At 62.6% G+C, this 12221-nt stretch carries 12 protein-coding genes and 1 pseudogene; 5 read left to right on the top strand and 8 right to left on the bottom strand.

Going from position 1 to position 12221, the window contains the following annotated elements; translation table 11 throughout:
* The coding region (locus tag EN932_RS16695; RefSeq protein WP_164890506.1) for a zinc-binding dehydrogenase at nucleotides 1–215 on the top strand (215 nt) is incomplete at its 5' end.
* Between the two features lie 20 nt (nucleotides 216–235).
* On the opposite strand, the gene EN932_RS16690 is transcribed toward EN932_RS16695, so the two are convergent.
* The 3 genes from EN932_RS16690 to EN932_RS16680 form a co-directional block, all read right to left on the bottom strand.
* Entirely contained in the window at nucleotides 236–709 is a 474-nt protein-coding gene (locus tag EN932_RS16690; RefSeq protein ID WP_027160885.1) for a VOC family protein, read from the bottom strand.
* Nucleotides 710–752: 43 nt separating this feature from the next.
* The gene (locus EN932_RS16685; protein ID WP_013530516.1) at nucleotides 753–1901 is read right to left on the bottom strand and encodes an amidohydrolase; all 1149 of its coding nucleotides are present in this window, start codon (nucleotides 1899–1901) and stop codon (nucleotides 753–755) included.
* A gap of 153 nt (nucleotides 1902–2054) precedes the next feature.
* On the bottom strand, nucleotides 2055–2498 hold the full coding sequence (locus EN932_RS16680) for an SRPBCC family protein (RefSeq protein WP_013530517.1): 444 nt from the start codon (nucleotides 2496–2498) through the stop codon (nucleotides 2055–2057).
* A gap of 435 nt (nucleotides 2499–2933) precedes the next feature.
* Here EN932_RS16680 and EN932_RS16675 point away from each other — a divergent pair, with 435 nt between their 5' ends.
* Nucleotides 2934–3077, top strand: a complete 144-nt coding sequence (locus EN932_RS16675) for a hypothetical protein (protein WP_013530518.1) — start codon at nucleotides 2934–2936, stop codon at nucleotides 3075–3077.
* A gap of 96 nt (nucleotides 3078–3173) precedes the next feature.
* On the opposite strand, the gene EN932_RS16670 is transcribed toward EN932_RS16675, so the two are convergent.
* Nucleotides 3174–3866, bottom strand: a complete 693-nt coding sequence (locus EN932_RS16670; RefSeq protein ID WP_013530519.1) for a DUF2270 domain-containing protein — start codon at nucleotides 3864–3866, stop codon at nucleotides 3174–3176.
* A gap of 476 nt (nucleotides 3867–4342) precedes the next feature.
* Between EN932_RS16670 and EN932_RS16665 the strand changes: the two genes are divergently transcribed.
* The 3 genes from EN932_RS16665 (at nucleotide 4343) to EN932_RS16655 (ending at nucleotide 7073) form a co-directional block, all read left to right on the top strand.
* A complete protein-coding gene (locus tag EN932_RS16665) occupies nucleotides 4343–4864 on the top strand; it encodes an Hsp20/alpha crystallin family protein (RefSeq protein ID WP_127370606.1) in 522 nt (173 codons plus the stop codon).
* Between the two features lie 126 nt (nucleotides 4865–4990).
* On the top strand, nucleotides 4991–5725 hold the full coding sequence (locus tag EN932_RS16660; protein ID WP_127385452.1) for a gamma-glutamylcyclotransferase: 735 nt from the start codon (nucleotides 4991–4993) through the stop codon (nucleotides 5723–5725).
* Between the two features lie 196 nt (nucleotides 5726–5921).
* Nucleotides 5922–7073, top strand: a complete 1152-nt coding sequence (locus EN932_RS16655; RefSeq protein ID WP_127369946.1) for an acyltransferase — start codon at nucleotides 5922–5924, stop codon at nucleotides 7071–7073.
* Here EN932_RS16655 and EN932_RS16650 read toward each other — a convergent pair.
* From EN932_RS16650 to EN932_RS16635, 4 genes and pseudogenes are all read right to left on the bottom strand, one after another.
* Nucleotides 7060–9039, bottom strand: a complete 1980-nt coding sequence (locus EN932_RS16650; protein ID WP_127385453.1) for a glycoside hydrolase family 127 protein — start codon at nucleotides 9037–9039, stop codon at nucleotides 7060–7062. The genes EN932_RS16655 and EN932_RS16650 overlap by 14 nt on opposite strands.
* 14 nt (nucleotides 9040–9053) lie before the next feature.
* A complete protein-coding gene (locus EN932_RS16645) occupies nucleotides 9054–9911 on the bottom strand; it encodes a carbohydrate ABC transporter permease (RefSeq protein ID WP_128368919.1) in 858 nt (285 codons plus the stop codon).
* Nucleotides 9911–10834 (bottom strand): sugar ABC transporter permease, encoded by a 924-nt coding sequence (locus tag EN932_RS16640; RefSeq protein WP_024503911.1) that lies wholly within the window; start codon nucleotides 10832–10834, stop codon nucleotides 9911–9913. The genes EN932_RS16645 and EN932_RS16640 overlap by 1 nt, the downstream gene beginning before the upstream one ends.
* Nucleotides 10835–11108: 274 nt before the next feature.
* Nucleotides 11109–12221: pseudogene (locus tag EN932_RS16635) on the bottom strand (sugar ABC transporter substrate-binding protein); the annotation flags it as partial.

The raw sequence follows: 12221 nt of genomic DNA, 5'->3' as shown, positions 1-12221 counted from the left end.
GTATTCGAGCGAAAGCCAAGCGCCGTGGCGTGACGTTCTCGTTCCTTTTCATGTGGGCGCAGGGCGAGCAGCTGAGCAAGATCGCATCGCTCATCGAATCCGGCGCGATCCGCCCGGTCGTCGACCGGATATTTCCCTTCGAGGCGACCAATGAGGCGCTGGCCTATGTCGAAACAGGACGCGCCAAGGGCAAGGTCGTCATCAAGGTCAGATAGCAACTCAGCCGCGATCGAGGTCAGCCGCGCCGGGCTGCGTCGATCGCCGCGACGTCGATCTTCGTCATCTCCATCATCGCATCAAAGGCGCGTTTGGCTTCCTCGCCGCCGGCCGCCATGGCCTCGGTCAGCGTGCGCGGCGTGATTTGCCAGGACACGCCCCATTTGTCCTTGCACCAGCCGCACACGCTCTCCTGGCCGCCATTGCCGACGATGGCATTCCAGTAGCGGTCGGTTTCCTGCTGATCGTCGGTGGCGATCTGGAACGAGAAGGCCTCGTTCTGCTTGAATGTGGAGCCGCCGTTCAATCCGATGCAGGGAATGCCGGCGACGGTAAATTCGACCGTCAACACGTCGCCTTTCTTGCCGGACGGAAAATCGCTCGGCGCACGGTGAACGGCGCCCACGCTGGTGTCGGGAAAGGTCTCTGCGTAGAAGCGCGCCGCAGCCTCGGCGTCCTTGTCGAACCAAAGGCAAATCGTGTTCTTCGGTATCTTTGGCATTGCATGTTCCTTTCGGCGTTGGAGTTGGCGGAGGTCAGCCCAGGAGATTGCGTGCCGTGCGCATGAAGATCCTCGACCCGATCGGGATCAGGTCGTCGGGAAAGTCATAGTCGGGATTGTGCAAGGCGGGGTGCCGCTCGCCCGCACCGAGGAAGAACATCGCCGACTTGGCACTATGGCCGAACAGGCCGAAATCTTCCGAGGCGCGCATCGGCAGGGCCTCTTCGCCGTGCGATACGCCCTCTTCATCGAGCGCGCGCCGCAGATGCTCCACCGCGTCCGGCGCGTTGACGCTGGCGACGAAGATCTCGTGATAGTCCCAGCGGGCGGTAAGGCGATGCTCGCCGGCGATCCTGGCGACCAGTGCTTCGGCAGCAGCGCAAAGGTTCGCCATGCGCTCGTCACGCCGGGTGCGCAGCGTTGCCCACACCTGCGCATGAGCAGGCGCGATGCCGAACACGGCCTCGCCCATCGCGGCATGGGTGACGGTCAGCATGGAGAAGTCGTCGTCGGCGAAGGTTCCGCGCCCGAGCGCCGGCAGCGCCGGCATCAGCTCACTGATCGCCAGCATCGGCGAGGTGCCGGTCTCCGGCATGGACGAATGGGCGGTCTTGCCCTCCAGCACGATGCGCATGCCGCGTGACGCACAGTTGACCACGCCGGGCTTGAGCCGCACCTCGCCGAACGGCACGCCAGGCAGGTTGTGCAGCGAGAAAGCGAAATCCGGCGCGATCTCGCCGAAGCGGGGATCGGCAACGACGCCGGCTGCGCCATTGCCGGTTTCCTCCGCCGGCTGGAACATCAGCACGACGCGGCCGCTTGCAGGCCGCTCGCGCCCCAACTGCCGGCCGAGGGATGCCAGGATGGCGGTGTGTCCGTCATGGCCGCACATATGCGACTTGCCCGGCACGCGCGACGCATGCGGCACGCCTGAAAGTTCTTCGATAGGCAAGGCATCGAGTTCCGAACGGAACAGCACCGTCGGCCCTGCTTTGCCGCTGTCATATGTGACCGCGACGCCGTGCCCGCCGAGCTGTGTCAGCACCTTGTCCGGCCCCGTATCGGCGAGGAAGGCGACGACCTCCTTTGCCGTCTTCTCCTCTTCATTCGAGATTTCCGGATACTGGTGCAGCTGGCGCCGCCACGCCGTCAACTCGACGATGTCTCGGTTGGTCAGAGTCATGCTTTTTCAACCTCCGCTGCATTCTTCATCGACACGTCCAGGCACAGGGGTGCCGCAATGATGAATTGCTAGCGACAAAGGGCAGTTCCCGCCACAGTCCAAGTTTCAGGCTTCGGCAGGCCAGAAACGGCCGTTCTCCCGGCCATCCGCAGCCTATTGATTGATCTCGGGCTCGACGAGCTTTGCCAGGTTTCTGAGCGATTCCTGCCAGCCGAGATAGCAGGCCTCGACCGGAATGACGTCCGGAATGCCGGCCTGGGTGATGTCGATTTCAGTGCCGACCGACACTTTTTTCAAGACCACGGTCACCCGTATCTCGCCGGGCAGGTTGGGATCGTCGAACCTGTCGGTGTAGAGCAGGCGCTCGCCCGGAACGAGTTCAAGGTATTCGCCGCCGAAGGCGTGGCTGTCGCCGGTGGTGAAATTGCGGAACGACATCTTGAACGTGCCTCCGACCTTTGCCTCGAAATTATGGACCGTGCAGGTGAAGCCGTTTGGCGGAAGCCACTTGGCCAGCGCGTCCGCTTCAACGAAGGCGCGATAGACCTTTTCCGGGCTGGTCGTCAGAACGCGGTGCAAACGTACGGTGCCGGGCATTGCTGGATCCTTTCATGAATGCCTGTTCGATACCCCAAGGACGGACGAAGCCTAGCCAGTCCGACATTGGTTTGCGAATTTTTTGACGGGAGGCGGCCTGCCTACGCCGCGGACATGCGTTCGACCCCGAGCTATCAACACGAAGCTCGGGCGAGGCGGCGGATGAACTGCACCGGCTTCGGAGCTGGCGCTCACCTGCTAAATCGCGTTCCTGAGCCATCTTGTTGTTCGGGCGTGTTTTTGTCGATTGCCGCGAACGGCCGCGCGTCCCCGTCAATGCTTCGAACGCCGCCAAATAGGGCAGCGCGTCTTTGCCGTCCATGTGCCGATCATTAGAATTTGCATCTGATCAGAGTTGATTTCCTATCAAGCCGTTAATGCGGCCATGCTGTTAATCAGCATTTGCTAATGAGTCTTTCGAACCTGAGGCAAGCAATGACCAAGAATCTCGGCAATGCACGTCATACGCCGGCGAAGGACCCGCAGGTCTCCCTTCTGGGCAAAGCCGCGCCGGCGCTGTTTCCGCTGGTCGTGGCGGCACTGGGTTACATGGTTGGCAAGCAGTTCTTCGGCATCTAGGCGCGAAGTTCCGTTCCCTCAAACGTCTCGGCGGACCGACCATTTCAGCGCGCGGGCCGCCGTTTGGTTGCAGCGGCGTGTTGCCGGGCATCAACGTCAAACATGCACGTCGCCAAAGGACAGTTCGCCGTCGTTATCGGCCGTGAAAAAGACGATGGCAAGCAACCCGACATAGAATGCGGCCACGACAACCACGATCGCCACACCGGGAACGGGGCCAAGGGCGGCGCTGTCTACGGCTTCGCGAAGCGAACCGGCAAAGCCGGTCCTGACGCCCACGGTTTGAAGGCTGGGCGTGGATATCTTGAGCACCCAGGCCAGCAAGAGGATCAGGAACAGGTAGATGTAATTTCGCCGCAGCCGACGGGCTAGCGCGACGCGCTGCGACAGCAGGAACTTCGGCGCGCGTAGGCCTTCCCCGACGATGAGCAGCCAGTCCGAGGCAAAGTCGGGCTGTGGGGAAAAGATCTGCGCGAAATAGTGGCGCTCGAACTGGCGTACGCGCGCCCGATAGAAATCGAAGAACCGATAGCGGCGCGCCTCGATCCATAGCAGCAGCAAGATCAGCAGCATGGCGAAAAGCAGCACGCCGTGATGCGCACTGGCCGTCGACAGCGATACCGAAAGCAGCGCCGCCACCACCGTGATTGCCCAGTTGGTTGTCCTGTCCAGCCGGTCGCGCCATCCCGCCATGCGAGCGATCTCGGCGCGGTGAAAATGCGACAGCGTGTTGACACGCTCCGCCGATGAAAGGACGGGGCCAGCGGGCTGTGCCGACGCGTCGTTCATGGCATCCTCCGGCAAGGAACAGAACGGCCTGCCAGCGGCATTGTTCCCTGTCCTCGAGACCGCCGATCCAGCCGACCAGCCGCGCGTTGACGCCGAGGCGGCTCCGGTCCAGCAGACATCAAGCCGGCGGTTGACCACTGTTTCGCGACATGCCGATCGAAGGGCACGACTGATGTGGACAGCACCGGTGACGCAGGCACCTGCATGCACCAATCACATTACATTACGAGGTCTTGACCCACCCGCGACGGAGTCCAAAATCCTCCGCACCAGTGCCGACGAGGCGCCGGCTTCACGGGCGCCGCGCGGGTCAGGGGCGGTGGCCCTCGGGCAGGCTCAGGTGCGCGAGCCCCCGCCACTGATCCAGGCGTTCCCAACTGGACGGGAGCGCCAATGGCGCAGACGCGCATCGTCCGAGCATGGCAACCAGAGCATGCAAACGAACGATAGACAGGATCAAGAAAGGAGCAAATGCAATGACCATTCGTGATCTGATGCCATGGGGTCGCGATCCAAACCAGGTTCCGACCCTCTCAGGCGACCGCGATCAGGACCCATTCATGAGCCTGCATCGCGAGATGAACCGCCTTGTTGACGACATGTTCCGCGGTTTCGGTTCACGTCTTCCATCCTTGGGCAGGCTCTCTTCAGCGGGCGGTGGCTGGCCTAGCGTGGAAATCTCGGAAACGGACAAGGAAATCCGCGTGACCGCCGAGATACCCGGCATGGAGGAAAAGGACATCGAGGTGTTGCTCGATGACGGCGTCCTGACGTTGCGCGGTGAAAAACACGCCGAAACCGACGACAAGGAACGTCAGTTCTCCGAGCGATTCTACGGCCGCTTCGAACGTCGCATTCCGATCGGCTTCGAAGTCGAAGAAGACAAGGTCGCTGCCGATTTCCGCAACGGCGTGCTGTTCGTCACCTTGCCGAAATCCGAGAAGGCACAGAACAAGATGAGGCGCATCCCCATCGGCGGCAAGAGCACCAAGCACTAGAATGATTGGATGCCGGGCGGGAGGGTCACCCGCCCGGCATCGGCCGTTGAATTTTGCGCCGGTCACATGGACCCTTGAGAATCCCTCTGCCTTCGGCAACATGACGGCGACGGTAGAGGGTATGAAATGAACCAGCCGATTTCTGCCATATCGCCGCGCAAGTCCGTGCCGCGCAACACGCCGATGGCGCTGACCGAGGCGTTGGTCGCGCGCACTATGCGTGCTGTCGAGGATGCCGGGCTGACGCCGGGCATGGTTCACATGACCGATGCCGACTATGCGCGTATCCGCGACGAGGTGCTGGCCGGCGCTCCGGCCGGGCCGCTGAAACTATTTGCCTATGGCTCGCTGCTGTGGAAGCCCGCCGGCGAGGTGAGGGGCGGAGGACGCGCGGTGGCCAGCGGCTGGCATCGTTCGTTCTGCTTCACGGTGCAGCGTTTTCGCGGCACGGTCGAGCAGCCCGGCTTGATGATGGCGCTCGATCGCGGCGGCCAGTGCCAGGGCGTGGTGTTCGAGATCGCGGAACCGGTGGCGGCCAACCTCGAAGCGCTGCTGCGCCGCGAAATGACCATCCTGCCCGCCGTCAACGTGCCGCGCTGGCTGCAGGTCAGGACCGAAGGCGGCCCATGTCGCGCGCTTGGCTTCGTCGTCGATCCCGCCAATCCGCGTTATGCCGGCAAGCTCGACAAGCAGGCGATCGCGGCGACGCTGGTGACAGCCGTCGGTCATTGGGGCTCGGGCGCGCAATATCTATTCGAGACGATCCGCCACCTCGAAGCCTGCGGCATCCGCGACCGCAATCTGTGGCGGCTGCAGGAACTGGTGGCGGAAGAGATCGGGCTGACCGTCGCCCAGAAGTGATCCGCCCAGAAGTGATCCGCTCAGACGCGGCACGCTTCAGTCGTGTTTGGCTCCGGATGCTTGCAGGCCACAGCACCTTGCGAAGCAAATCTCTGATTTCGGAAGTCTCCGCAGTGAAGGTTTAATGAATTGAAAACAGTTCTGGGCCAACGATGACCTGAACACCGGCGCAGGACACGGTGCGCGTGGGCCAATCATGAAATCCTCGACCGGAGAGCACTACCCAGCGCTGGATCATGTTCGTGGCCTGGCGGCTTTTCTTGTCTTTACCTGGCATTTCCTTCATGCTTCTCCTGAAGGCCCCGTGCCTTATGACTTCGTGCCGGCTCTTCCTATCTTCAGCGTTCTGGATGAAGGGCATACTGGCGTTTCCCTGTTCATGGCGCTTTCCGGCTACCTGTTCGCCAAGCTGCTCGATGGAAAGCAGATCAACTATCTGCCCTTCTTTGCCAACAGGGCCCTCAGGCTGCTTCCGCTTCTCCTGGCCATGCTATGCATCGAGGCCTGCCGCAGGTACGTGGCCGGCCAGTCCCTCGACGGGTATTTCACGGGCGTCGGATTGGGGTTTCTTTTTCCCACCCTCCCGAACGGCGGCTGGTCGATAACGATCGAAGCGCACTTCTACCTGTTGCTGCCGTTCTTGCTGATGGTATCCAGGCGGTTTGTGTTCGCGCCCTTGCTGTTCATCGCGGCAGCCATTGTGCTGAGGTCCGTCCTGTATGTGCAGATCGGCGAAGTGCAGTCGGCGGCGTCCGCAACCATCATAGGCCATGCGGATCAGTTCCTGGCCGGCATTCTTGCCTTTCACCTGCGTGCCCACGCGAAGAACCAACACTGGCTGGCGCTGGCCGTGCTCATGGCTTTTTCGGGGTTCTTCTGGTGGTTCGATGCAGCCGGCGGATTTTACCAACTGGGCCGCTATCCGTCGCCTCATTGGATATGGATCATCCTGCCGACCCTGGAGGCGGCAGCCTATTCATTCGGCATCGCCTACTACGACACGAGCTTTTCGAGAAAGCGAACAAGCCCGCCATTCAGGGTACTGGAGAAGGCTGGGGCCTACAGCTATTCGATCTATCTTCTGCACCTGTTCTTCGTCATGCAATTGGCAGCGTTCATAGACACGAATGTCATGAGCATCAGCAATTTCTACGTCGCATGCCTCTGGTCCGCATTGTGCTTCGTGGCGACGATCCCGATCGGCTATCTCAGCTATACCTGCGTCGAGGCGCCATTCCTGCGCCTGCGTCTGCGCTATATGGACCAAAAGCCCGAAACCGCGGCATCGACCGCGGCTGAGCTTGGATCGGTCATCGCCGATACACCGACCTCGTTCAGCCGTCCCTGAGCCATACCAGCATCTCGCCGGGCTCGCGGTTGTCCCAGGCGAAATAGGGAATGGCGGTCAGTCGCGTCTCGGCGGTGGCCGGCGGCTCGGGCCTGTAGAGCCCGTCCTGCCAGCCGTCGGAGACATCGGCAAGTGCCGCGGTCGACAGCGTCACCACGCCGCCGAGAAGTTCCGGCCGGTGCTGCGCTTCGATGGTGGCCGTCCGCGGCAGCGTCAGGCGATGCGGCTGGCTGTCATTGTCTGATGCCTCGAAGCAATAGATCAGCGGGCCGCGTGACAGCGCGACGCGACCAGCATCCTGGCGCACCTGCGGGTTGGCATAAAGCCGCTCGATCGGCATTTCGAGATCGAGCCGGACATTGTCGCCCTTTTTCCATGTCCGCTTGATCGCGGCGTAGCCGTCGCTGGTGATATCCGCCAGCCTGATGGCTTCGCCGTTTATCTTCAACCCGGCACTGGCGCTCCAGGCGGGAATGCGCAGGTGCAAAGTGAACTCGACCGGCGCCCGCGGTTCGAGCATGATGTCGACGGCGCCGTCCCAGGGATAGCTGCTGACCTGCGTCAGGCTCACCGGGACGCCCGATATATCGAAGCGCGCGGTCGAGTCGCCATAGAGGTGGACGGCCAGCGCATCGTCGGCCAGGCTGTAGAAATAGCTGCCGATCGAGGCGACCATGCGCCCGATATTGGGCGGGCAGCACGGGCAGCGGTGCCACTTCCACCTGTTGTGCTTGCCCCGGCTTTCCAATGGATTCTCGTAGAAAAACAGCGAGCCGTCGAGCGACAGGCCCGAGATCGAACCGTTGTAGAGGGCGCGTTCCATCATGTCGGCGTAGCGCGCGTTCGGCCCCATGCCGAGCATGCGGCTGGCCCAGAACACCAAGCCGACCGCCGCACAGGTCTCGGCATAGGCGCTTTCGTTGGGCAGGTCGTAGTCGCTGGTGAAGCCCTCATTGTGCGCCGACGGCCCCAGTCCGCCAGTGATGTAGAGACTCTTGGTGGTGAGATCGTCCCACAGAAGGTCGAGTGCTGCTCGCAGCGTATCATCGCCATATTCGGTCGCGATATCGGCCATGCCGGAATAGAGGTACATCGCCCTGACAGCATGGCCGACGACCTTGTTCTGTTCTCGCACCGGGATATGCGACTGGCTGTATTCATAGGTCTTGAAATGATAGGCCTTCGGGTCGGCGCCGCGGGCGCGGGCCTCCTCGTCGAAATAATGCGGCTGCTGACCGCGCTGGTCGATGAAGTATCTGGCCAACTCCATATATTTCCGCTCGCCGGTCACCCGTGCCAGCTTGACCAGCGCCAGCTCGATCTCCTCGTGGCCGCAATAGCCCTTCTTCTTGCCGGGCTCCGGGCCGAGTACCGACGCGATGTGGTCGGCATAGCGGCACATGATATCGAGCAGCTTGCGTTTTCCCGTCGCCTGGTAGTAGGCGACCGCGCCCTCGATCAGATGGCCGGCGCAATAGAGCTCGTGGCAGTCGCGCAGATTGGTCCAGCGCTTGCCGGGCTGGATGCGTTGGTACCAGCTGGAGAGATAGCCGTCCTCCTGCTGCAGCCTGCCATACATGTCGATGACGGCGTCGATCTTCTTCTCCAGTTCGGGATTCTTGCGCCGGTAAAGCGAATAGGCCGCGGTCTCGATCGTCTTGCCGAGATCGGAATCCCAGAACATCTGCGTGGTCACCGTCGATCCGGTGAATTCCGCGCCCTGGCGGTCGGCTTCGTCGGGAGAGGGCGAGTGGAAGGGGATGACTATGCCGGGCGAGGGACGGTCCGGATCGATCTGCTCCAGCATGCGGGCCTCCACGCAGCGCTCGTAAAGGATATCGGCGGTGCGGGCGGCGACAGCGTCGGCGCGATCGCCCCAGAAGCCGTGCACGTCGACCTGCGGCACCGGCAGCGGGCGGAAGGCGAGCTTCGGTTTCCCGGTTTTTGCGGATGGCGATGCGGTCATGAATTTACTCCATTCTATTTGACGGCCCCGGCCATCAGGCCGCGGATGTAGAAGCGCTGCAGCGCCAGGAACAGGATGAGGCACGGCCCCATCATCACGGTGACGCCCGCCTGCACCGCGCCCCAGTCGATGGCGCCGAAGCGGCCCGACTGCAGTGCGGTCATCATCACGGGCAGCGTGAATTTGGATTGATCGGTCATCAGCACGAGGGCGGCGAGGAATTCGTTCCAGGCGCCGAGGAAGGCAAACAGGGCGATGGTGACGACGCCCGGCCAGACCAGCGGCAGCATCACCTTCCAAAGCATGGTGAGATTGCCGGCGCCGTCCATGCGGGCGGCTTCCTCGATCTCGCGCGGCACTGCGTCGAAGGCGTTGCGCATCATGAAGATCGAAAACGGCAGTTGCAGCGTCACATAAACGCCGACCAGGCCGGTCAGCGTGTTGTGCAGGCCAAGCTTGGTCAGCACCAGGAAGATCGGCGTCAGGATCGACTGGAACGGGATCATGATCGTCGACAGGATGAGGATGAAGAACAGGTCCTTGAACGGAAACCGGAACCGCGAAAAGCCGTAGCCGGCCAGCACGCTGACGGCGACCGACAGCACGACGGTCATCACCGAGACGTAGATGCTGTTTTGCGCCGAGACCCACAGCCCGTCGCCGAAGCTGTTGAGCGTGGCGTAGTTCTCCAGCGAGAAGCCTGATGTCGGCCAGGGCGGCAGCGGCGGCAGGCGCGCTTCGGTCGCTGGCTTGAACGCCGACAGCACCGCCCACACGATCGGCGCGGCAAACAGCACCGAGGCGACGATGCCGGTCGAATGCTCGCCGATGCGGCTCAAGAGCCGGCGGTTGCGGGAAGCGGCCTGCGCCATCAGTCGAGCCCCTCCGGCTTGCGCAGCAGCCACAGCTGGACGAGGCTGAGCGCCACCAGGATCACCAGCAGCACCATCGACAAAGCCGCGCCGTAGCCGAGCTTGAACGACACGAAGGACTGGTTGAAGATCCAGTAGACCGCCGTCAGCGTCTGGTTGCGTGGGCCGCCGCGCAGGATGATGTAGAACTGGTCGAAGGCGAGGATCGAGCCGGCGACCGACAGGATCAGGGCCAGCGCCAGCGTGCGGCGCATCAGCGGCAAAGTGATCGCCCTGAACCTGGCGAACGGACCGGCGCCGTCGATGACGGCCGCCTCCTGCAGATCCTGCGGGATCGATTGCAGGCCGGCCATCAGAATGATCATGGTGAAGCCGGCGACCTTCCAGACGACCATGGCGATGATCGACCAGAAGGCCGGCTGGAAGGTGGCCAAAAGGTTGAACTTCCTGTCGATCAGGCCAAGGTCGTAGGCGGCCGGGCTGAACAGGCCGGAATCGACGTTCAACAGCCATGACCAGAGCAGGCTGGCCGAGGCAAAGCCGACAACCGCCGGCATGAAGAACATCGTCCGGTAAAGATTGGTCAGCGGCCGCGGCCGCTCGACGAACAGTGCCAGCGGAAACGCCACCACGAAGATCGCGATGGTGACGATCACGGTGTAGTAGGCGGTGAAGCGCAGCGCGTTCCAGAACCGGGTGTCGCGCAGGATGGCGACATAGTTGCCGAGGCCGATAAAGCTGTGCTCGCCCATCAGGGGCCAGTTGTGCAGCGACATCCACGCCGTCATGCCGAGCGGGATCAGGAAAAAGACGACGACCAGCGCGACAGCCGGCGCGACATAGAGCAGGCCGATCCATTGGTGGCGGCTGGCGACCTTGCGGGCGCGGGGCGGGGCAGGGGTTGCTGCGGTGATGACGGTCATGACTGCGCGCTCGATGCTATTGGGACATTGGCAAAGAACCCCCTCACCCGGATTGCCAACCCAATTGAAGAGAGCAATTCGGGGCAATCCGACCTCTCCCCGAGGGGAGAGGAGGTTGCCGGGGATGGTGCCAGCCTCTTCTCCCCAGCGGGGAGAAGGTGGCCGCGAAGCGGCCGGATGAGGGGGTCTTTTCTCAACGCGATAGCCCTGCCGTTGGCGATGCGGTATCCGGCCACCCGCCCAGGGAGACAGGCGGGCGGCCGGCAGGCGTCCGCTACTTCTGCGGCGCCTGGTCGATGATCGACTGCATCGTTTCCTGCGCATTGGCTATCGCGCCATCGACATCGTCGCCGAAGAAGACCTCGTTGATCATCTGCGTCCACGGGCCGTTGGCGGAGTTGATCAGGTCGTTGAACACCACCGAATAGGGCGTCTTGCCCTTGGCCATGGCTTCGGCGGCGATCTGGTAGCGCGGATCGAGATCCTTCAACGCGTCCTTGGCGATGTCGCCGCGCACCGGCAGGCTTCCGTATTTGGCAAGGATGGTCTGGCCCTCGAGCGAATAGGCGAAATCGAGGAACTCCTTCACCACGGGCAGTTTCGTGGTGCCCTTGGTGACGACGAAATTGTCGCCGCCCGCAAAGGACGACCAGCCGCTGTCCTTGCCCGGCAGGAAGTGACGCCGTAATCGATGTCGGGATACTGGGTGTTGAGCGCGCCGATGGCAAAGGCGCCGGACGGCGAGATGCCGATATTGCCGGCGGCGAAGGCGGCAAAGAAATTGGCGCCGGTGTCGGTCTGTGCGCCTGCCGGTACCAGATCCTTCTTGACCATCGAGCGGTAGAGATCGATGGCGCCGCGCAGCTGCGGGCTGTCCAGCGTCGCCTTCGAGCCGTCTTCGCTCAGGATGTCGCCACCAGACGCCCAGATCAGGGGCGTGAAGGTGAAGATGTTGCAGCCGCCGCAATTGCCCGAGAAGTAGAAGCCCTTGATGTTGCCGCCGAGCGCGTTGACCTTCTCGGCATCGGCCGCGATCTCGGCCCAGTTGGCCGGGCCTTTTTCGGGATCGAGGCCGGCCTGCTTGAACAGCTTCTTGTTCCAGATCAGCACCGAGGCGTCGGCGGAGAAGGGCAGGCCGTAAATGTGGTCTTTGTAGGTGCCGGTCTTCACATGCGCCGGCGACAGGCTGGCAAAATAGGGCAGGGACTTTGCCCAGTCGGTGATGTCCTCCAATTGGCCGGCTGCGGCGAAGGAGGGCGTGTAGATCAGGTCGAGCGACAGCGCGTCGGGCGCTGTGCCGCCGGCGGCCGCGGCACCGTATTTGGGGATGATCTCGGCATTGGGGATGATATCGAGCTTGACCTGGTTGGTGTGCGCCTTGTTGTAG

It is taken from the genome of Mesorhizobium sp. M7A.F.Ca.US.002.01.1.1 (genome assembly GCF_004022955.1).
Lineage (GTDB): Bacteria > Pseudomonadota > Alphaproteobacteria > Rhizobiales > Rhizobiaceae > Mesorhizobium > Mesorhizobium ciceri.
Note: the sequence above shows the minus strand (reverse complement) of the source record. Positions and strands in the feature narration are given on the sequence as shown.